Here is a 20303-nt window from a genome sequence, read left to right as displayed (position 1 = left end):
CGTCTGGGCGCACCGGCTCACGGCCGCGGGTCCTCCTGCGACCCGTCGCCCGGCAGGGCGCCGTCCCCGGCGCCCGCCGGGGCGTCGTGTACGGGGCCGGGTGACGCGACGTCGTCGCCCGCGTGCGCGGCGCGCTCCGCCGCGAGCTGCGCGAGCTCGTGCTCGCGTGCGAGCGTGCGCGCCTCGTCGAGGTCGCTCGTCAGCTCGTCGAGCACGAGCAGGTCCGTGCGGACCTTGCCCGTGCGGTATCCGGCGCGGCCCACCATGTGCGCGGACACGGGCGCGGTGAGCATCTGGAAGAGCGTCACGAGCACGACGACGAGCAGCACGTCCCACGTCCGCAGCCGCAGCTCGAGGCCGAGCAGGACGAGGATCAGCCCGAGCACCTGCGGCTTCGTCGCGGCGTGCATGCGCGCGAGCAGGTCGGGGAAGCGCAGCACGCCGACGCCTGCTGCGAACGACAGGAACGCTCCGGCGAGCAGGCAGACGGCCGAGAGCACGTCGAAGACGCCGTCCCAGGTCATCGCGCACCTCCGTCGTCAGGGGCGGGCTCGCTCTCGGCGGTGTCCTCGCCGGACGACAAGATGGTGTCGGCGTGGCCGATCGTCGCGTCGCCCGTCGCCCCCTCAGCCGCCTCGAGCTCGGCCGCACGTTCGGCCGCACGTTCGATCGCGCTCTCCTCGGCCTCCTCCGCGAGGCGCCGTGCGGCGTCCTCGGCGGCGACCTCTTCACGGGTCTTGATGCGCCGCTCCTCCTCGGGCTCGACGGCGGCGAACCGCGCGATCGTCACCGAGCCCACGAACCCCACCATCGCGATCACGAGCAGGATCGGCAGCGTGTCGGTCCGCCGGTTCCAGGCTGCCTCGAGCGCGACGGCGCCCACCAGGGTCGCGGTGAACGTGTCGAGGGCGATCGTGCGGTCGAGCATCGACGGGCCGCGCTCGATCCGCACGAGCGTGAGCACGGCGGCCGCCGCGAGCAGCGCTGCGGACACTGCGAGGACGTAGATCATGGCGTCTCCCCCTTCACGGGTCGGACGACGGACGGACGCGTCGCGGTCGCCTGAGCGCGCGCCGCAGGGCCCCACCAGGGCCCGACCGGCAGGCCCGCGTTCTCGAGCTCCTCGTCCGAGGCGAGCGCGTACAGGACGCGCTCCTCGAGGGCGAGCACGTCGGCGCGCACCTTCTCCTCGCCGCCGTAGGCCTCGAGGTCGAGCACGTGCAGGTAGAGCATGCCCGTGAGACGGTGCGCCTCGACGACGAGCGATCCGGGGACGAGCGTGCTGAGCTCGGCAGTCACCGTGAGGTACAGGTCGGCGGGGTTGCGCAGCCGCACGCCGATCACGGCGCCCCGGGGGACGCGCGTCACGTGCAGCGCCTGGAACGCGACCTGGAAGGACGCCCGCACGAGGTCCCACAGGAAGTGCGCGACGAGCCAGAGCAGCGAGACCGGACGCACGCGCACGTGGAAGCCGATCGCGGGCAGCGGGAACACGAGGGTCACGACGACGCCGAGAGCGAGGCCGCCCAGGATGTTCGCCCACGTGAGGTCGCCCCAGAGCATGGTCCAGGCGACGGCGAGCCAGAGGATCGTCGGCCACTGCCCGAACCATGCGCGACGGCGGGGGTGCAGGGTCACGGTGCCGTCACCTCCTCGGGCGCGCCGTCCTTGTCCTCGGCGACGTCGGGCGACTGCCCGCGCCCGCGGCCGTCGTCCACGAGGACCGCGTCGATGTAGGTCGTCCGGTCCAGCAGCGTGACGGCGGCGCGGTCGGCGTAGCTGAAGAGCGGCCCGGCGACGAACGTCAGCGAGAGGCCGAGGGTCGCGAGCGCGATCGTCGAGCCGACCATGCCCGCGGGCAGGCGCTGCGGGGAGACCTCCTGCGGCGGCGTCTGCCAGAACGCCTTGTTCCACGCCTTGACGAGCGCGTACAGCGTCAGGAGCGACGTGACGATCCCGCCGACGACGAGCGTGTACGCGAGCCCCGTGCCCTGCTCGACACCGCCTTGCAGCAGGCCCACCTTGCCGAGGAACCCGGACATGGGCGGGATGCCGGCGAGGTTCATCGCGGGGACGAAGAACACGATCGCGAGGAGCGGTGCGACCTTGGCGAGGCCGCCCAGGCGCGCGAGCGACGTCGTCCCGCCGACGCGTTCCATGAGCCCGACGACGAGGAACAGCGTCGTCTGGACGGTGATGTGGTGCGCGACGTAGAAGACGGTCGCCGTGAGGCCGCTCTGCGACCCGAGCGCGATGCCGAAGATCATGTAGCCGATGTGGCTGACGAGGGTGAACGACAGCAGTCGCTTGATGTCGTCCTGCGCGACCGCGCCGAGGATCCCCACGAGCATCGTGAGGAGCGCCGCCCACATGAGCAGGTCGTTCGTCGCGCCGTCGGGGAAGAGCAGCGTCTGCGTGCGGATGATCGCGTAGACACCGACCTTCGTCAGCAGGCCCGCGAACACTGCGGTGACGGGCGCGGGCGCCGTCGGGTAGGAGTCCGGCAGCCATGCGGACAGCGGGAAGATCGCCGCCTTGATGCCGAACGCGAGGAGCAGCAGCAGCTCGAGCACGAGGCGCGTGCCGGGGTCGACGTCGCCCATGCGTTCGGCGAGCTGAGCCATGTTCACGGTGCCGGTCGCCGCGTAGATCATCGCGAGCGCGACGAGGAACAGCAGCGACGAGACGAGCGCGACGACGACGTAGATCGTGCCGGCGCGGATGCGCGCCCCCGTGCCGCCGAGGGTGAGCAGCACGTACGACGCCGCGAGCAGGATCTCGAAGCCGACGTACAGGTTGAACAGGTCGCCCGTGAGGAACGCGTTCGAGACGCCCGCCGCGAGGACGAGGTACGTCGGGTGGTAGATCGCGAGAGGCGCCTCGTCGTCGCCGTCGGCGACACCTTGGGCGACCGAGTAGACGAAGACGCACAGGAGCACCGCGCTCGACACGGTGATCATGAGGGCCGAGAGCCGGTCAGCGACGAGGTTGATCCCCACGGGTGCGGCCCAGCCGCCGAGGTCGATGACGAGCGGTCCGTCGTCTGCGGCGACCAGGAGGATCGCCCCGACCGTGAGCATGAGCGCGAGCACGGTGATCGTGACGATGCGCTGGACGCGCGTGCGGCGCCACACGGCGAGGTTGAGGCCGGCCCCGAGGAGCGGGAGCATGACGGGCAGCGGCACGAGGAGCTCGAGGGTCATCGGGCGTCCTCCGTCCCGTGCGGCACGACGGGCACGATCCCGAGCTCGTCGTGGACCGTCTCGTCGCGCTGGTCGGCGGCCTCGTCGTCGAGCGACTGGCCGGAGTCCTCGCTGTCAGTGTCCTCGTAGGCGGGCGCGTTCATCGCGGCCTTGCGCGCGACGCGGCGGTCCTCGAGGTCGTCCTGGACCTCGTCGTGACCGTTGATCTGCCAGGACCGGTAGGCCATCGACATGACGAAGCCGATCATGCCGAGCGAGATGACGATCGCGGTCAGCACCATCGCCTGCGGGAGCGGGTCGGTCATGTCCTCGGGCGCGGTCGTGCCGATCAGGGGCGCGCCGCCGGCGCGGCCGCCAGCGACCATGAACAGCAGGTTGGCGCCGTTGCCCATGAGCAGCGTGCCGAGCAGGACGCGCGAGAGGCTGCGCTCCAGGACCAGGTAGACGCCCGCGGCGAAGAGCACGCCGATGACGACGACGAGGACGACGTTCGGGGTCGTGTCGATCATCGTGCGGCCTCCTCTCGTGCATCGGCGTCGGAGTGCCGGTCGATCTCGGCGCCGAGGGAACGGACGACGTCGAGGACGAGGCCGAGGACCACGAGGAACACCCCGATGTCGAAGAAGAGCGAGGTGACGAGCTTGACGTCACCGAGCAGCGGGAGGGTGGTCTGGAGGATCGCGCTCTGCAGGGGCATCCCGCCGAAGAAGACGGGCAGGAGCCCGACGCCGACGCTCAGGAACAGTCCGGCTCCGAGCACGAGGCCCGGGTGGACGGGCGCCGCCTCACCGAGCTCGTAGCGACCGCCCGCGAGGTACCGGATGATGATCGCGATGCCGGTGACGAGGCCTGCGGCGAAGCCGCCACCGGGCGCGTTGTGCCCGGAGAACAGCAGGAACATCGAGAAGATGATCAGCGAGTGGAACAAGAGCCGGGTCGCGACCTCGAAGATGACCGACCTGCGCTGGGGCGCGAGAGTGCGGCCCGCGGTGAGCCACACGCGCGACCGCTGGGCGCGCTCGGCGATGCCTTCGGCGGTGTGACCGCGCAGCGTCGGGGTCGGCAGCCCGCCGAGCGTCGCGCCCACGCGCTTGCTCACCGCTGCGGCGTCGGGCACCTGGACCGAGCGGGCGCGGAGGATCTCGCCCGAGCGGCGCCGCAGGAACACGAGGCTCGCGACGCCGGTCGCGGCGACGAGAAGCACGGAGATCTCGCCCATGGTGTCCCAGGCGCGGGTGTCGACGAGGACGACGTTGACGATGTTCTTGCCGCCGCCGTACGTGTAGACCTCGTCGGGGAAGAGGGTCGTCACCGGCTCGGCCGTGCGCGCGCCGGGCACGGTCAGCGCGATGCCCGCGACCACGAGCCCGACGGCGATGCCGAGCGACAGGCGTATCCAGCGCGCGCCCGCGAGCGGCCGGTCGGAGAAGTACGCGGGCAGGCGCCGCAGGACGAGCACGAACACGACGAGCGAGATCGTCTCGACGAGGACCTGCGTGAGCGCGAGGTCGGGGGCGCCCTGGAACATGAACATCACCGCGGTGCCGTAGCCGGTCAGGCCCACGAGCAGGACCGCCTTGAGGCGGCGGCGTGCGCGCGCGGCGAGGACGGCGGCCACGACGATCACGGTGCCGACGACGACCTGGGCGGGCGTGTCCCACGCACGCACGGTCGTCGTGGCGGTGCCGTCGACGAGCGTGCGGATCATCGCACCGCCCGGCAGCACGACGACGGTGAGGAGGATCCCGCCGAGGTAGAACGGCAGCGAGCCACGCTGCGTGAGCGCGGTGATGTCGGCGGCGACCTCGTCGAGCCGCCGCATGAAGCGCCGGTACGTGCGCTCGGCCTCGGGGACGTGCGGCATCCGCGCCTGGAGGCGCTCGACGCCGCGGCGGCGCCAGAAGAGCAGCACGCCGACGCCGACGATCGCGACGGTCGAGAAGAACGCAGGACCGAACCCGCCCCACAGCGTGAGGTGCCCGGGCTCGCCGGACGGGTAGAGCTCGGCGTGCGGGGACAGCAGGTTCTCCCCGAGCCTCGGGACGAGCGCGGCAGCGAGGCCGAGGACCGCGAGCACGAGCGGCGGCCCCCACAGCAGCGGAGACTGCCGGTGCACCTCGGAAGGCGGCACCTGGCTCAGGTCGGGAGCCTCGATGCACTCGCCCGTCGCAGGGTCGGTGCGCGCGGGGACCGGCTCGGCGGGGGCCTTGGAGCAGAAGGCGCCCCAGAAGAACCGGAGGCCGTACGCGAACGTGAGCATCGAGCCGACCACGACCGCGACGACGAGCACGGTCGACACCCACGCCGGGCCCGTGCCCGCGCCGTCGTGCAGCAGGGCTTCGAGCGCCGCCTCCTTCGCGACGTAGCCCGCGAGGGGCGGCAGGCCGATCATCGAGGCGATCGCGAGGCCGCCGGCGACGGCGGTCTCGGGGAGCGCCCGCCCCACGCCGGTCAGGCGTCGCAGGTCGCGCGTGCCCGTCGCGGCGTCGACGACGCCCGTGACGAGGAACAGCGCCGCCTTGAACATCGCGTGCGCGCCGATCATCGCGAGCCCGGCGAGCGCTGCGGAGCGGGTGCCGAGCCCCACGAGCAGGATGATCATCCCCAGCTGGGAGACGGTTCCGTACGCGAGGACGAGCTTGAGGTCGTGCTGCCGCAGGGCGCGGTAGCCGCCGAGGAGCAGGGTGCCGGCGCCGAGCACCATGACGATCCCCTGCCAGACAGGCAGTTCGGAGAACGCGGGCGCGAACCGGGCGACCAGGTACACACCGGCCTTGACCATCGCCGCGGCGTGCAGGTACGCGGAGACCGGCGTGGGTGCGGCCATCGCGCCCGGCAGCCAGAAGTGGAACGGCAGCAGCGCGGACTTGGTCGCGGCCCCCACGAGGACGCACACGATCGCGACGGTCACAGCGGTCCCGGCGGGCGGGTTCGCGACGACCTCGGAGAGGCGGAACGTCCCGGCGGCGGTGCCGAGGACCACGATCCCACCGAGCATCGCCAGGCCGCCGAACGTCGTGACGACGATCGCCTGCATCGCGGCACGGCGCGACGCCTTGCGGTCCGCGTAGTGCCCGATGAGCAGGTAGGAGAAGACGGTCGTGAGCTCCCAGAAGATGAACAGCAGGAGCATGTCGTCGGCCGTGACGAGCCCGACCATCGCGCCCGCGAAGGCGGTCAGCACGCCGGAGAAACGGCCGAGACCCTGGGCGCTCGAGGAGAAGTACGCGGAGCAGTAGACGAGGACGAGCGCGCCGACGCCGCCGACGAGGAGCAGCATGAGCCAGGCGAGCGTGTCCATGCGGAACGCGAGCTCGATGTCGAGGACCGGGATCCACTCGTGGACGACGGTCGGGTGCTCGCCACGCATGACGCCTGCGGTGTGCGAGAGGGCGTAGGCGACGGCGGTGGCCGGCGCGAGGGCGAGGGCGAGGAACGCCTTGCGGCCGAGGAACCGGACGAGGAAGGGCGCGCCGATCGCCATCACGAGATGGATGGCGAGAAGCTGCGGCACGTCCGGGTCCGTCCAGTCGGCGGGGCGGTGTCGGTCGGCCCCGTGCGAGGACAGCGCACCTCACGGCACGCGACGCCCTTCCGAACCCCCTCGGAAGTGCACGGGATTGCTCTAGATCTTACCAAGACCTGACCGTGGCATGACCGCCGGAAGCGTGACGATCAGCACGTCGCGCGGGTCAGAGGTCCTCGGGTGCGACCAGGAACTCGGCTTCATCGACGATCTCGCCGCCGACCGCCCTGTGCAGCGCCGCCGTGACCGCGCCGAGGCGCGGCGTCGCCCGGCCGCGCGCGACCCGGTGGGCGAGCGGGGGCCGCTCCTCCTCGAGGTCGTCGTCGACCGGGTACCAGCGCACGCGGTAGGCGACGGCGCCGCCGTCGGCCCAGGGCAGTCCGCGCAGCGAGGTCGGCAACGACTCCTCGCCGCCGATCTCGATCGCAACGAGCCCGTCGTCGTGCAGGTCGAGGTGGATCGCATAACCGGTCGGCGCCTCGTCCGAGGTGAGCGCCTCGATGTCGGCGTCCTCCGCGCGCTGGTGGACGAACTCGCGGACATCGTCCTCGAGCTGGGGGACGTGCGGCAGCGTCGCCACGATGCTCTTCGCGGGCGGCCCCGCCCACGGGACACCGCCGGGCGCCCACGTCGCGCGGCGGTCGACGTCGCGCACGACGGCGAGGGCTGCCTCGGGTGCGAGCCACACGTCGGAGTAGACGGTCAGGTCGATGCGCGCCCCGGGGTCCGGGGTGAGCACGCGCTGCGTGCCGTCGACGTCGACCACGACCGAGCCGTGCAGCCGTCGCGCGGCTGCGACGAGCCACTGCACGACGCGTTCCTCCTCGCGCACGGGCAGACCGTCCGGGAAGGTACGGGCGAGGCCGTCACGGTCGGACTGCTCGGCGTGCGGGGCGTCGCCGCGCTCGCGCGGGCACGCGACGTCGTAGACGCCCGCGCGGTCCTCGCCGCGCAGCGGGCCGCCGGGCGCGTACGGCCCGGCGAGGTGCGTGTGACGGTTGAGGCGCAGCACGCCGGCGGCGACGTCGTCAGCCGTGACGAGCCAGCGCGCGCCGGGGAAGCGGCTGAGCGCGAGGCACTCGATCTCCTCGACGTCGACCTCGGGCCCGACGACGAGCGCGTGGCGGGAGAAGCGCTGACGGCCCGACGCGGGGCGCAGCTCCTCGCGCGGGGTGTCCGGGTACTGCTCGCGTGCCACGTGTCAGACCTGCGTGCGGTGGAAGCCCTGGGCCGAGCGGGACGGCGTCGGCCCTCGCTGCCCCTGGTAGCGCGACCCGTAGACGGGCGAGCCGTACGGGTTCTCGGCGGGCGAGGAGAGGCGGAAGAAGCAGAGCTGACCGATCTTCATGCCGGGCCACAGGGTGATCGGGAGCGTCGCGACGTTCGACAGCTCGAGCGTGACGTGACCCGAGAAGCCGGGGTCGATGAAGCCTGCGGTCGAGTGCGTGAGCAGGCCGAGGCGGCCGAGCGAGGACTTGCCCTCGAGGCGCGCGGCGATGTTGTCGGGCAACGTGACCTGCTCGTACGTCGAGCCGAGGACGAACTCGCCCGGGTGCAGCACGAACGGCTCACCGGCGTCGACCTCGACGAGCCGCGTGAGGTCGGGCTGGTCGGTGGCGGGGTCGATGACCGCGTACTTGTGGTTGTCGAAGAGCCGGAAGAACCGGTCGAGCCGCACGTCGATGCTCGACGGCTGGATCATGGTCGGTTCGTAGGGGTCGAGCACGACCCTCGCGGAGTCGATCTCGGCACGGATGTCGCGGTCGGAGAGCAGCACGTGGATACCGTACCGCCAGGCCTCCGGGCGGTCGCACGGAGGGTCTCCGCGGACCTCTTCGCAAGCGCTCCCGAATCGGCTACGATCGGGGTACAGCTCATATGGAAGCGCTCCCACGGCAATGCTGCCGGTCGGCGACCCCCACCCCCCGAGAGGCTCAGTCCCATGCGTTACGGCCACTTCGACGATGCCGCCCGCGAGTACGTCATCACGACGCCGCACACCCCCTACCCCTGGATCAACTACCTCGGGTCGGAGCAGTTCTTCTCCCTGGTCTCGCACCAGGCAGGCGGCTACTCGTTCTACCGTGACGCGAAGATGCGCCGCCTGACGCGCTACCGCTACAACAACATCCCCGCCGACGCAGGCGGCCGCTACCTCTACGTGAACGACGGCGGCGACGTCTGGACCCCGTCCTGGCTCCCCGTCAAGGCTGACCTTGACCACTTCGAGACGCGCCACGGCATGGGCTACACGTCCATCACCGGCGAGCGGAACGGCCTCTCCGTCGAGACCCTGCTGTTCGTGCCGCTCGGCGAGAACGCCGAGGTCCAGCGCATCACGTTCACGAACACCTCGGACGCCCCCAAGAGCTTCTCCGCGTTCACCTTCGTCGAGTTCTGCCTCTGGAACGCGCAGGACGACCAGACGAACTACCAGCGCAACCTCAACATCGGTGAGGTCGAGGTCGAGCAGGACGCCCCGAACGGCTCCGCGATCTACCACCGCACCGAGTACCGCGAGCGCCGCGACCACTACGCCGTCTTCGGCGTGAACGCGAAGGCCTCGGGCTTCGACACCGACCGCGACACGTTCGTCGGCGCGTACAACGGTCTCGGCGAGGCCGCGGTCCCGCGCGCCGGCCGGTCGGCGGACTCGGTCGCGTCGGGCTGGTACCCGATCGGCTCCCACCAGCTCGACGTCACGCTCGAGCCCGGCGAGTCCCGCACCTACGTCGTCGTCCTCGGCTACATCGAGAACCCCGACGAGGAGAAGTGGGCCGACGACGCCCACCAGGTCATCAACAAGGAGCGCGCGCACGCCCTCCTGTCGCGCTTCGCGACGACCGAGCAGGTCGACGCCGCGTTCGCCGCCCTCAAGGAGCACTGGACCAACCTCCTGTCGACCTACTCGGTCAAGAGCGACGACGAGAAGCTCGACCGGATGGTCAACATCTGGAACCAGTACCAGTGCATGGTCACGTTCAACATGTCCCGCTCGGCGTCCTTCTTCGAGACGGGCATCGGCCGCGGCATGGGCTTCCGCGACTCCAACCAGGACCTCCTGGGCTTCGTCCACCTGATCCCCGAGCGTGCCCGCGAGCGCATCCTCGACATCGCTGCGACCCAGTTCCCCGACGGCTCGGCGTACCACCAGTACCAGCCGCTGACGAAGCGCGGGAACAACGACATCGGCTCGGGCTTCAACGACGACCCGATGTGGCTCGTCGCGGGCGTGGCCGCGTACATCAAGGAGACGGGCGACTTCTCGATCCTCGACGAGCAGGTCCCGTTCGACAACGACGACTCCCTCGCGGACTCGCTGTTCGAGCACCTCACGCGCTCGTTCGACTTCACGACGAACAACCTCGGCCCGCACGGCCTGCCGCTCATCGGGCGTGCGGACTGGAACGACTGCCTCAACCTCAACTGCTTCTCCACGACGCCTGGCGAGTCGTTCCAGACAACGGAGAACCAGGCGGGCGGCGTCGCCGAGTCCGTCTTCATCGCTGCGCAGTTCGTCCTGTACGGCGAGGAGTACGCCGAGCTCGCGGAGCGTCGCGGCCTCGCTGACGTCGCTGCGAACGCCCGCAAGGCGGTCGAGGACATGCGCCAGGCGGTGCTCACGCACGGCTGGGACGGCCAGTGGTTCCTGCGCGCGTACGACTACTACGGCGACAAGATCGGCACCGACGAGCACGCCGAGGGCAAGATCTGGATCGAGCCGCAGGGCTTCGCGGTCATGGCCGGCATCGGTGTCGGCTCGGGCCCGGACGACACGGACGCTCCCGCGGTCAAGGCGCTCGACTCGGTCAACGAGATGCTCGCGACCGACCACGGCATGGTGCTGCAGTTCCCCGCGTACACGACCTACCAGGTCAACATGGGCGAGGTCTCGACCTACCCGCCGGGCTACAAGGAGAACGGTGGCATCTTCTGCCACAACAACCCGTGGGTCATCATCGGCGAGACGGTCCTCGGTCGCGGCGCTCAGGCGTTCGACTACTACAAGCGCATCACCCCGGCGTACCGCGAGGACATCTCCGACACGCACCGCCTCGAGCCGTACGTGTACGCGCAGATGATCGCGGGCAAGCAGGCCGTGCGTCACGGTGAGGCCAAGAACTCCTGGCTGACCGGCACGGCGGCGTGGAACTTCGTCGCGGTCTCGCAGTACCTGCTCGGTGTGCGCCCCGACTATGACGGTCTCGTCGTCGACCCGCAGATCGGCCCGGACGTCCCGTCGTACACCGTGACGCGTGTCGCGCGCGGCGCGACGTACGAGATCTCGGTGACGAACTCGGGCGCCCCGGGCGCCCGCGGCCGCCTGACGGTCGACGGCGTGGCGGTCGAGGGCAACCACGTGCCGTACGCGCCGGCTGGCTCGACCGTGAAGGTCGACGTCGTCCTGTGAGCGTGACGGACGCGGCCCTGCGTCCCGTCGAGGGTTCGTCCGCGAGCGCTGAGGGCTCTGCCCCGGTCCTCGCGGACGACCCGCGCGTCGTGCCGCTCGCGACGGCGACGTGGCGGGCCGGGATCGTCCCCGGTGCTGCGGCGTCTCTCGCGTACGCCCAGGTCCTGGTCGACGGCGTGTGGCGGGACCTCGTGCGCCCGACGGGCTCGAGCAAGCTGGACAGCCCGACGTCGTGCGCGAGCTTCCCGCTCGTGCCGTGGTCCAACCGCGTCGCGGGGGCGCGGCTGACATGGGGCGGGCGCACGTGGCGCCTGCCGCGCACGTCGCCCGACGGCACCGCGATGCACGGCGCGGTCCTGCCGTTCGCGTTCGACGTCGTCGAGCGCACGGACGTGTCGGTGCGGATGGTCTTCGACTCGCGTCGTGCGGTCGGCGTCGGCTTCCCGTGGGCGTTCTGCGCGGAGATCACGTACGCGCTCGACGAGCAGGGCCTGAGCGTGACGACGACGGTCGAGAACGTCGACGCGGAGCCGTTCCCTGCGGGGTTCGGGCATCACCCGTACTTCGTGCGGCACCTCGTCCCGGGCAGGGAGGACGCGCTGCTCGAGGTCCCGGTGACGCGTGGTTACCGGCTGGTCGACGCGATCGCGACCGAGGAGGCGGGCGAGATACCGGCTCGTGCGGACTTCCGGACGCTGCGACCTCTCGGCGACCGTTTCGTCGACGACTGCCTCACGGGCCGCGTCGACGGCGCGCCCGCACGCATCGTCTACCCGGGCGCTCGCGCTGACGGGTCCGACGTCGAGGTGAGCATCCACGCCGACGACGTCTACGCGCACTGGGTCGTCTACGTCCCGGTCCGCCGGACGTACTTCGCGGTCGAGCCCGCGACCAACGCGAACGGCGGCTTCGCGCTCGCCGACCGCGGCGTGCCGGGCAGCGGCGTGTTCGTCCTCGAGCCGGGCGAGTCCCGCACGGGCACGTTCTCGATCTCGGTGTGACGCTGCGGCGTCACGACGCCGCAGCCTGACGCACGCATCCCGACGCACGTACAGAGGCGCCCGTCCCCTTGGGGGGACGGGCGCCTCTGTACGTGCGTGCGCGGGGTCAGCTCGTGAGCGGGCGACCCTCGGCGTCGACGGAGTACGTGCCTTCCTTCGAGACCAGGTAGAGGATGCCCTCGACGAAGCCCCAGATGCCCGCGAGACCGAAGGTCAGGACGCTCGCGATGATCTGGATGACGCCGATCTTCGTGTAGCCCAGGTAGAACCGGTGGATGCCGATGCTGCCGAGGAAGATGCCGAGCAGGCCGGCGACGATCCGCGACTTCGCGTTCGGGTCGGAGTAGGGCTGCTGGTAGGGCTGCTGGGGGTACTGCTGGTACGGCTGCTGCTGATACGGCTGCTGCTGGTAGGGCTGCTGCTGCTCAGGGTTGGGCGTGTGCTCGGACATGTCCACCTCGTCTCGTTCGTGGCGCCGCGGCCACGACGTGCGGCCCGGGCGTGCGCCTCCTGTGCGGGCGCGCGGAGACAACGTAGCGCGTCGCGGACGCCCATGTCAGCGGCGTATCAGACACGGGCCGGCAGACCGGGTATGATCGTCTGTGCACCCGGTCGAACGAGCGGGTCACGCGGATGTAGTTCAATGGTAGAACTTCAGCTTCCCAAGCTGATAGCGCGGGTTCGATTCCCGTCATCCGCTCGGTAGCACCACCAAGAATGCGCGGTATCGGTCGCTCGCAGCGACCGATACCGCGCATTCTTCGTCTCGCCGAGGAGGAGGGTCGGCGAGACGACGGGCGTCTACCGCGGTTCGTACGTCAGCGGGCCGACCGTCGCCTGCGACTGCGTCGCCCGTCCCTCCGACGTCGCGTAGACACCCACCCACAGCCCGAGGAAGCCCCCCGTGGCCACGGAGTCGAGCGTGCGGCCGTCCGCGACCGCGACAGGCAGCGTCGCGACCTCGCCGTCGGCCCCGGGCCGCGTCACCTCGAACGCATAGTCCTGCCCACGCGCGCGCAGGCGGAGACCCACCTCAGCGCCGTCGACCAGGTCGACGTCCACGCTGCCGAGCACCTCGTCGCTCCCCTGGCGACGGTGCATGACGGTCGCGATCCACGGGCCGACGGCGCGACGCGTGAGGCCGAGCCGGACGTGGTCGTTCTCCGACTGCCGCACGGCGATCCCGACCTCCTCCCCCTCGGGGAGCTCGGCGCGGACCTGCACGGTGATGTCGACGTCGCGGTGCTGCTGGCGCACGCCGAGGAACGCGGGCACACCCGTGCCGGTCAACGGCTCCGGCCGCACGGGCAGGGTCCAGCGGTCGCCGTCGGGCGCCGCGACGTCCTGCGGCAAGGCACGGACACCGCACCAGCGCGGGTCGCCCGGGGCGACGACGCCTGACGTCGTGCCCTGCACGACGCCGAGCGGGCCCTCCAAGGCGAACGGCACCTCGACCTGCTCCGGGACGCGGCCCTGCCCGGGCGCGAGGACGGGCCAGCCGTCCTCCCAGACGACGGGCACGAGGAAGCACTCGCGGCCGAGGTTGTAGTGGTAGCCGCCGTACGTACGCATGCCGAGGCACACGGCCCACCAGGAGCCGTCCGCGGCCTCGACGAGGTCGGCGTGGCCGACGCCGACGAGCTCGCTCCCGCGGCCGAGGTGCCGGTGCGTGAGGATCGGGTTGCCCTTGTTGCCGGTGTACGGACCCGTGACGCTCTCCGCGCGCGCGACGGACACGGCGTGGTGGAACTCGGTGCCGCCCTCGGCAGCCACGAGATAGTACGTGCCGTCCTTCTTGTACAGGTGCGGGCCCTCGGCCCACACCACGCCCTTCACGGCGCCGTTCCACACGACGTGCTCGGGCCCGACGAGCCTCTGCTCGGTCAACGAGTACTCACGGATCCACACCTCCGTCTGGTGGAACCACTCCGGGTCCTTCTCGACGAGACGCGTGCCGTGCATCCAGACGCGGCCGTCGTCGTCGAAGAAGATCGACGGGTCGATGCCGCCCACGTCGAGCCACACCGGGTCGGACCACGGCCCGGCCGGGTCGGTCGCGGTGACGAGGAAGTTGCCGCCGCGCGCGTCGTCGGTCGGGTCGACGAACGTGCACACGACGTAGAACACGCCGTCGTGGTGGCGGATCGTCGGCGCATACAGCGCGCCCGACGACGGCACGTCCGAGTAGTCGATCTGGTCGGTCACGGCGGCGCCGACCTGCTCCCAGCGCACCAGGTCGCGGCTGCGCATGACCGGCAGGCCGGGCAGGTACTCGAACGTCGATGTGACCAGGTAGAAGTCCTCACCGACGCGGCAGATCGACGGGTCCGGGTAGCAGCCCGGCAGGACGGGGTTGTGGACGACCGTCATCGGGTCACCTCGACGTCGACGATGCGGGCGTCGTCGGCGGTGAGCTCGTGGAACGAGCCCGTCAGCCGGACGGTCGCGCGCTCGGTCGCGGAGCCCGGCACCTCGTGCCTGCGGTTGACGGCGGACGACACGATCGCGCCGCCCGTCGTGTCCTCGAGCGCCTTCGGTGCGGACGCCCCGGCATGGTCGGCGACCCACACCTCGACGGTCCCCGGCTCGACGCCGCGACGCATGTCACGGCCCGTGAACGCGAAGCGGGCAGCCGGCACGCGCATCGTGACACGTCTGCGCTCCCCCGCCTCGAGCGCGACGCGCGTGAACGCGAGGAGCTGCGCGACCGGGCGCGGCAAGGACGCCACGACGTCGTGCCCGTAGAGCTGGACGACCGTCGCACCCGCGACGTCGCCGGTGTTCTCGACCGTGACGCCCACGGTGATGACGCCGTCGGTCGGCGCCTCGGCGTCGACCTCGAGGTCCGTCGTCGCGAACGTCGTGTAGGACAGGCCGAACCCGAACGGGCGCACAGGCGTCGGGTCCGTCGACGTCACGTCGGACGGCCCGCCGAGCACGGGCTGCAGGTAGCGGTACGGCTGCGCCCCTGCGGTGCGCGGCAGGGACACGGGCAGGCGCCCGGACGGGGTGGCCGCGCCCGTGAGGACGTCGGCGACCGCGCGGCCGCCCTCCTCCCCGGGGAAGAAGGCCTGCAGCACCGCGGCAGGGCGCGGGCCCTCGCCGTCGAGCGCCCAGCCGAGCTCGTAGGGGCGGCCCGTGATGACCACGAGGACGACCGGCGTGCCCGTCGCGACGAGGTCCTCGACGAGCTCGCGCTGCACGCCCGGGAGGGCGAGCGACTGCGCGTCGTTGCCCTCGCCGACAGTGCCCCGGCCGAACAGGCCGGCCTGGTCACCGACGACGACGACCGCCACGTCGGCTCCCTGCACCGCCTCGCGGGCGGCCGCGAAGCCCGAGCGGTCGTCACCCTCGACCGGGCAGCCCTCCGCCCGCACGACGTCGGCCTGCGGGAACGCCTCCGCGAGCGCGTCGGCGACGGTCGGCAGCTCGATCCCGTCAGGCGTGCCCGGGTGGTGCGCGAGCACGTGGTTGACGAACGAGTAGCAGCCCATGAGCGCCGCCGACCGGTCGGCGTTCGGGCCGACGACCGCGATCCGCGCGGGGGCGGACCGCAGCGGGAGGGTGCCGTCGTTCGTGAGGAGCACGAGCGACTCCACCGCGAGCCTGCGCGCGAGCGCACGGTGCTCCGCCGGGTCGAGATCGACCGAGGTGGGCGGCTCGTCCTCGAACGCGTCCGGCTCGAGCAGGCCGAGGTCTTCCTTCTGAGCGAGCACGCGCAGGAGCGCGCGGTCGACGAAGCGCTCGTCGAGCTGCCCCGTGCGCACGCGCTCGGCGAGCGGCTCGAGGTAGGCGTCACCGGTCGGCAGCTCGACGTCGATGCCGGCCTCGAGCGCGAGCGCGGCGGCCTCGCCGCGGTCCTCCGCGACCTTCTGCATGACCTCGAGGAACGCGACCGCGAAGTAGTCCGCGACGACCGTGCCGTCGAAGCCCCAGCGGTCACGCAGCAGCTCCGTGAGCAGCTTGCCGTCGGCCGCGACGGGGATGCCGTCGATCGTCGAGTACGAGTTCATGACCGCGCGCGCTCCGCCGTCGCGCACCGCCATCTCGAACGGCGGCAGGTACACGTCCGCGATCTCGCGCGGCCCCATGCTCACCGGTCCGTGGTTGCGGCCCGCCTCCGACGCCGAGTACCCGACGAAGTGCTTGAGCGTCGCGATGACGCCCGTCGACTCGAGCCCCTTGACGAACGCGGTGCCGACGACGCCGACGAGGTACGGGTCCTCGCCGATGCACTCGTCGACCCGGCCCCAGCGCGGGTCGCGGATCACGTCGAGGACGGGCGCGAGCCCCATGTGGACGCCGAGGGTGCGCATCGACCCGCCGATCTGCGTCGCCATCTCCTCGACGAGCTCGGCGTCGAACGACGCACCCCACGCGAGCGGCGTCGGGTAGGTCGCCGCCTGCCACGCGGCGAGCCCGGTCAGGCACTCCTCGTGGACGATCGCCGGGATGCCGAGCCGCGTCTCGCGACGCAGCCGCCGCTGCTCGTCCCACAGCCATCGTGCCCGCTCGACCGGGTCGACCGGCCGGGTGCCGTACACGCGGGTGTAGTGGCCCAGACCGTGCTTGGTGATCTCCGGGAGGAGCCCCCCGTCCGCCTGGCCGGCCGTCATCTCGGACTGCATCGGGGCGACGGTGCCGTTCTGGTCGAGCCAGTAGCCCACGAGCTGGGCCAGCTTCTCCTCGAGGGTCATCTGCGCCGCGAGGGCGGCGACCCGGTCGGACACGGTGGGCATCGGGACGTCCTGGTCGGCAGAGCCGAGCGCCGGGACGGCAGGGACGACGTCGAACACTGGTGGTACTTCCTTACGCGCAGAGGAGCAGGAGACTGCTGGCCGTCGCGCCCGCCCCCCGGCCGGGCGCGACGACGATCACGATCCGGTCAGCCCTTCACGGCTCCCGTGAGCCCGCCGACGATCCGGCGCTCGAAGAGGGAGAAGAAGATGAGCGCAGGGATCATCGACAGCGAGGTGAACGCGAGCACGCGCGCCGTGTCGACCGCGTACTGCGACGCGAACGACTGCACCCCGAGCGGGAGCGTGTACGACATCTCGTTGCTGAGGATGAACAGCGGGAGCATGTAGCTGTTCCAGGCCGCGACGAACGCGAGGATGCCGACCGTGACCACTCCCGGCAGCGACAGCGGGACGACCATCCGGAAGAAGAACCCGAGCCGGCCTGCGCCGTCGATCGCCGCGGCCTCCTCGAGCTCGTTCGGGATCGCCCGGAGGAACGGCACCAGGATGATGATCGTCGTCGGGAGCGCGAACGCGATCTGCGGCAGGATGATGCCCGCGAGGGTGTCCATCAGGCCGAGGCTGCGCACGAGGATGTACAGCGGGGTGATCGCGACCGTCATCGGGAACATGAGGCCTGCCGCGAACAGCGAGTACATCGCCGTGGCGCCCCGGAACTTGTAGCGGGCGATGACGTAGCTCGCCATGACGCCGAGGATCACGACGCCGATCGTGGTGGCCACCGCGGAGATGGTCGAGTTGCCCATCTGCCGCCAGAAGATCTCGTTCTCGAGGACGCTGGAGTAGTTCTCCCAGTGCCACTTCGTGGGGAAGCCCGACGGGTCGGTCGTGATCTCCGAGTTGGACCGGAAGCCACCGATGATGATGTAGAAGACCGGTCCGATGCAGATCATCACGAAGAGGAACGCGATCAGGTAGGTCATGGGGCCGCTGCGGTGCAGGCGCGCGCCCTTCTGCTTCTTCGTGCGCGCGGGCCGGCTCGCGGGGAGCGGGGGCGCGGTGGTGACGCTGGCGGACATCACTTCTTCCCTTCCGTGAGCGCACCGGCGGTGTCACGACGGAGCACGAAGCGCTGGTAGATCAAGGCGATCGTGAGCGAGATGACGAACAGGACGACCGCGACCGCGTTGCCGTAGCCGTAGTTCCCGGCCAGGCGCCCCTCGCCGACCATGTAGGTCGCCATCGTCGAGGTGCCAGCGGTCGTGGCCACGTACTGGCCCCAGATGATGAAGACGAGGTCGAAGAGCTGGAGCGAGCCGATGATCGACAAGAACGCCCAGATGCGGATCGTCGGGCCGAGCAGCGGCAGGGTGATGCTCCGCTGCATCTTCCAGTAGGACGCGCCGTCGATCGCGGCGGCCTCGTACAGCTCCTCGGGGATCGACTGCAGGCCCGCGAGGAAGAGGATCACGGCGAAGCCGATGTACTTCCAGGAGATGATCACCATCAGTGTCCAGATGGCGACCTTGGGATCGGATAGCCACTCGACCGTCCAGTCGGGTAGACCGATCCGTTCGAGGAAGTGGTTCACCGCGCCCGTCGTCTTGAGCATCAGGCCCCAGCCCGTGCCGACGATGACCTCGGAGATCACGTACGGCACGAAGATCAGGACGCGGACGAGGGAGCGGCCCCGCATGCGCTGGTTGAGCAGCAGCGCGAGGGCGATCGCAGCCGGGCCCTGGATCACGAGCGACATCACGAGGATGAAGCCGTTGTGCATCAGGGCGTCCTGGAACTTCGCGTCCTGGAAGATCGTCAGGTAGTTCTGCAGGCCCACGAAGTCTGTGGGCGGACCGAAGCCCTTCCACTTGAAGAACCCGTAGTACGCCGCCATCAGCACGGGGAAGATGACGAACGCCAGGAACATGATGATGGCGGGGCCGGCGAGGAGAGCGATCTCCAGCCGCTTGGCCCAGTCCGCACCTCCGGCCCGGCGCCTGCGGGCCGGGGACGGTGCCTTGGGGGCACCGTCCCCGCCCGCCGAGCGACCCTCGGGCGGTGACGTGGTGAGCGTGTTGTCGCCCAAGGTGTCACTCATGGTTGTTGACTACTCCTTGGCCAGCGCGTCGGTCACGGACTTGATGACGCCCTCGGGCGAACCGCTGCCCGCGAGCATCTCGACGACACCCGCGTTGAGCGCGTTGCCGACGTTCTGGCCGAGCAGGGTGTCGAGCCAGACGGTGACGTACGGCGCCTTGTTGTAGGACGCGAGGACGTCCTTCAGAGCCGGGTCGGTGATGACGCCCTGCGCCTCCTGGTTCGCCGGGAGCGTCACGAACGCGGTGGCGTACGCCTCCTGGTTCTCCTTCGACATGAAGAAGTTGAGGAACTTGCCGCAGGCCTCGGCCGGAGCCTTGGCGGAGCAGCTGTAGCCGTCGACGCCACCCATCATGGCGGCCGGGTCACCCTTGCCGCCGTCGACCGCCGGGAACGGGAACCAGCCCAGGTCCGCGAGCGGCTTCTTGTCGGGGGTCAGGTCGGCGATGACGCCGGGGTTCCACGCGCCCATGAGCTCCATGCCCGCGAGGTGGTTGGCGATCATGCCGGCCGAGGAGCCGGCGCTGCCCTGCGCCTCGGTGGTGAGGAAGCCCTCGTTGAACGGCTGGGTCTTGGCGAAGTCGTTCAGTGCGGTCGCAGCTGCGAGCCAGCACGGGTCGCTGAAGTCCTTCGTGGCCGGGAGGCTGTCCATGACCTCCTTGGAGCAGGAGCGCAGCGCGAAGAAGTAGTACCAGTGCGCCGCCGGCCAGGCAGCCTTGCCGCCGAGCGCGATCGGGGCGACGTCGATCGCCTTGAGCTTCTCGTCTGCGGCCGCGAGCTCGGTGAAGTTCGTGGGGGTCGCAGAGATGCCAGCCTGCTCGAACAGGTCCTTGCTGTAGTACATGCCACCCGGCAGGATCGCGGTCGGCATGCCGTAGACCTTGCCGTCGACGGTGAACGCGTCGAACGCCGGACCCACACCGGTCTTGACGCTCTCGTCGATCAGGCTGGTGATGTCGAGGACCTGGCCCGCCTCGACGATGTCGGCGAGCTTGCCGCCACCGCGCGCCATGAAGACGTCGGGTGCGTCGCCTGAGTTGAGGGCGGTCTGGAGCTTGCCGTCCATGTCCTCGTTCTGGATCGCCTGGACCTCGACCTTGATGCCGGGGTTGGCTGCCGTGAAGTCGGCGGCCATCTTGTCCCAGTACTCCTTGCCGGGACCGGTGGTCGAGTTGTGCCAGAAGGTCAGCGTGACGTCGCCGCCACCGCTTCCGCCTCCGCCGGTCGTGCTGTCCGGGTTGTCGCTGCCTCCGCAGGCAGTGAGCCCGAGCGCGAGCGCGGCGACCGCGGCCGTTGCGCCCAAGAGCTTGTGTGCACGCATCAGTTCGTCCTCTCCGTCGAGTTGCACTGATCGCCGCTCCGACC

The 20303-nt window shown here is 70.8% G+C and carries 16 protein-coding genes and 1 tRNA gene; 3 read left to right on the top strand and 14 right to left on the bottom strand.

Features of this window, described 5'->3' with window-relative positions; translation table 11 throughout:
* Window positions 1–17: 17 nt before the first annotated feature.
* From mnhG to dcd, 8 genes are all read right to left on the bottom strand, one after another.
* Window positions 18–524, bottom strand: a complete 507-nt coding sequence (gene mnhG / locus AC4F3Q_RS08030; RefSeq protein ID WP_491039505.1) for a monovalent cation/H(+) antiporter subunit G — start codon at window positions 522–524, stop codon at window positions 18–20.
* The gene (locus tag AC4F3Q_RS08025) at window positions 521–1012 is read right to left on the bottom strand and encodes an MrpF/PhaF family protein (RefSeq protein ID WP_491039504.1); all 492 of its coding nucleotides are present in this window, start codon (window positions 1010–1012) and stop codon (window positions 521–523) included. Before AC4F3Q_RS08025 ends, mnhG begins: the two co-directional genes overlap by 4 nt.
* The gene (locus tag AC4F3Q_RS08020) at window positions 1009–1638 is read right to left on the bottom strand and encodes a Na+/H+ antiporter subunit E (protein WP_491039503.1); all 630 of its coding nucleotides are present in this window, start codon (window positions 1636–1638) and stop codon (window positions 1009–1011) included. The genes AC4F3Q_RS08025 and AC4F3Q_RS08020 overlap by 4 nt, the downstream gene beginning before the upstream one ends.
* A complete protein-coding gene (locus AC4F3Q_RS08015) occupies window positions 1635–3203 on the bottom strand; it encodes a Na+/H+ antiporter subunit D (RefSeq protein ID WP_491039502.1) in 1569 nt (522 codons plus the stop codon). Before AC4F3Q_RS08015 ends, AC4F3Q_RS08020 begins: the two co-directional genes overlap by 4 nt.
* Window positions 3200–3712 carry a Na(+)/H(+) antiporter subunit C gene (locus AC4F3Q_RS08010; RefSeq protein ID WP_491039501.1) on the bottom strand — a complete coding sequence of 171 codons (513 nt, stop codon included), beginning with the start codon at window positions 3710–3712 and terminating at the stop codon, window positions 3200–3202. Before AC4F3Q_RS08010 ends, AC4F3Q_RS08015 begins: the two co-directional genes overlap by 4 nt.
* Complete coding sequence (locus AC4F3Q_RS08005) at window positions 3709–6687, bottom strand: Na+/H+ antiporter subunit A (RefSeq protein ID WP_491039773.1); 2979 nt, start codon at window positions 6685–6687, stop codon at window positions 3709–3711. The genes AC4F3Q_RS08010 and AC4F3Q_RS08005 overlap by 4 nt, the downstream gene beginning before the upstream one ends.
* 208 nt (window positions 6688–6895) lie before the next feature.
* Window positions 6896–7927 carry a hypothetical protein gene (locus AC4F3Q_RS08000; protein WP_491039500.1) on the bottom strand — a complete coding sequence of 344 codons (1032 nt, stop codon included), beginning with the start codon at window positions 7925–7927 and terminating at the stop codon, window positions 6896–6898.
* 3 nt (window positions 7928–7930) lie between these two features.
* Window positions 7931–8506 carry a dCTP deaminase gene (dcd, locus tag AC4F3Q_RS07995; RefSeq protein WP_491039499.1) on the bottom strand — a complete coding sequence of 192 codons (576 nt, stop codon included), beginning with the start codon at window positions 8504–8506 and terminating at the stop codon, window positions 7931–7933.
* Between the two features lie 165 nt (window positions 8507–8671).
* On the opposite strand from dcd, the gene AC4F3Q_RS07990 reads away from it, so the two are divergent.
* Both AC4F3Q_RS07990 and AC4F3Q_RS07985 read left to right on the top strand, forming a co-directional pair.
* Window positions 8672–11140, top strand: coding sequence for a glycoside hydrolase family 94 protein (locus tag AC4F3Q_RS07990; RefSeq protein ID WP_491039498.1), 2469 nt, complete (start codon window positions 8672–8674; stop codon window positions 11138–11140).
* On the top strand, window positions 11137–12141 hold the full coding sequence (locus tag AC4F3Q_RS07985) for an aldose epimerase family protein (protein ID WP_491039497.1): 1005 nt from the start codon (window positions 11137–11139) through the stop codon (window positions 12139–12141). The genes AC4F3Q_RS07990 and AC4F3Q_RS07985 overlap by 4 nt, the downstream gene beginning before the upstream one ends.
* 106 nt (window positions 12142–12247) lie before the next feature.
* Here AC4F3Q_RS07985 and AC4F3Q_RS07980 read toward each other — a convergent pair whose 3' ends face one another.
* Window positions 12248–12592, bottom strand: a complete 345-nt coding sequence (locus AC4F3Q_RS07980) for a TM2 domain-containing protein (protein ID WP_168448219.1) — start codon at window positions 12590–12592, stop codon at window positions 12248–12250.
* 178 nt (window positions 12593–12770) lie between these two features.
* Here AC4F3Q_RS07980 and AC4F3Q_RS07975 point away from each other — a divergent pair.
* A tRNA-Gly gene (locus AC4F3Q_RS07975) sits at window positions 12771–12841 on the top strand.
* A gap of 101 nt (window positions 12842–12942) precedes the next feature.
* Here the strand turns inward: AC4F3Q_RS07975 and AC4F3Q_RS07970 are convergent.
* From AC4F3Q_RS07970 to AC4F3Q_RS07950, 5 genes are all read right to left on the bottom strand, one after another.
* Window positions 12943–14511: a glycoside hydrolase family 43 protein gene (locus AC4F3Q_RS07970; protein WP_491039496.1), complete on the bottom strand. Its 1569-nt coding sequence runs from the start codon at window positions 14509–14511 to the stop codon at window positions 12943–12945.
* On the bottom strand, window positions 14508–16880 hold the full coding sequence (locus AC4F3Q_RS07965) for a beta-xylosidase/alpha-l-arabinosidase (protein ID WP_491039772.1): 2373 nt from the start codon (window positions 16878–16880) through the stop codon (window positions 14508–14510). The genes AC4F3Q_RS07970 and AC4F3Q_RS07965 overlap by 4 nt, the downstream gene beginning before the upstream one ends.
* Window positions 16881–17026: 146 nt before the next feature.
* Complete coding sequence (locus AC4F3Q_RS07960; RefSeq protein WP_491039495.1) at window positions 17027–17920, bottom strand: carbohydrate ABC transporter permease; 894 nt, start codon at window positions 17918–17920, stop codon at window positions 17027–17029.
* Window positions 17920–18939, bottom strand: a complete 1020-nt coding sequence (locus tag AC4F3Q_RS07955; RefSeq protein WP_168448204.1) for a carbohydrate ABC transporter permease — start codon at window positions 18937–18939, stop codon at window positions 17920–17922. Before AC4F3Q_RS07955 ends, AC4F3Q_RS07960 begins: the two co-directional genes overlap by 1 nt.
* Before the next feature lie 9 nt (window positions 18940–18948).
* Window positions 18949–20259 (bottom strand): extracellular solute-binding protein, encoded by a 1311-nt coding sequence (locus AC4F3Q_RS07950; RefSeq protein WP_491039494.1) that lies wholly within the window; start codon window positions 20257–20259, stop codon window positions 18949–18951.
* Between the last annotated feature and the right edge of the window lie 44 nt (window positions 20260–20303).

Source organism: Flavimobilis sp. BM9 (genome assembly GCF_058313055.1).
This window is presented reverse-complemented; position numbering and strand designations above follow the sequence as displayed.

Bases quoted from the DNA above. Each gene is read 5' to 3' on its own strand.
- mnhG (WP_491039505.1), bottom strand. From the start codon at position 524: ATGACCTGGGACGGCGTCTTCGACGTGCTCTCGGCCGTCTGCCTGCTC.
- AC4F3Q_RS08025 (WP_491039504.1), bottom strand. From the start codon at position 1,012: ATGATCTACGTCCTCGCAGTGTCCGCAGCGCTGCTCGCGGCGGCCGCC.
- AC4F3Q_RS08015 (WP_491039502.1), bottom strand. From the start codon at position 3,203: ATGACCCTCGAGCTCCTCGTGCCGCTGCCCGTCATGCTCCCGCTCCTC.
- AC4F3Q_RS08010 (WP_491039501.1), bottom strand. From the start codon at position 3,712: ATGATCGACACGACCCCGAACGTCGTCCTCGTCGTCGTCATCGGCGTG.
- AC4F3Q_RS08005 (WP_491039773.1), bottom strand. From the start codon at position 6,687: ATGGCGATCGGCGCGCCCTTCCTCGTCCGGTTCCTCGGCCGCAAGGCG.
- AC4F3Q_RS07990 (WP_491039498.1), top strand. From the start codon at position 8,672: ATGCGTTACGGCCACTTCGACGATGCCGCCCGCGAGTACGTCATCACG.
- AC4F3Q_RS07980 (WP_168448219.1), bottom strand. From the start codon at position 12,592: ATGTCCGAGCACACGCCCAACCCTGAGCAGCAGCAGCCCTACCAGCAG.
- AC4F3Q_RS07970 (WP_491039496.1), bottom strand. From the start codon at position 14,511: ATGACGGTCGTCCACAACCCCGTCCTGCCGGGCTGCTACCCGGACCCG.
- AC4F3Q_RS07965 (WP_491039772.1), bottom strand. From the start codon at position 16,880: ATGCCCACCGTGTCCGACCGGGTCGCCGCCCTCGCGGCGCAGATGACC.
- AC4F3Q_RS07960 (WP_491039495.1), bottom strand. From the start codon at position 17,920: ATGTCCGCCAGCGTCACCACCGCGCCCCCGCTCCCCGCGAGCCGGCCC.
- AC4F3Q_RS07955 (WP_168448204.1), bottom strand. From the start codon at position 18,939: ATGAGTGACACCTTGGGCGACAACACGCTCACCACGTCACCGCCCGAG.
- AC4F3Q_RS07950 (WP_491039494.1), bottom strand. From the start codon at position 20,259: ATGCGTGCACACAAGCTCTTGGGCGCAACGGCCGCGGTCGCCGCGCTC.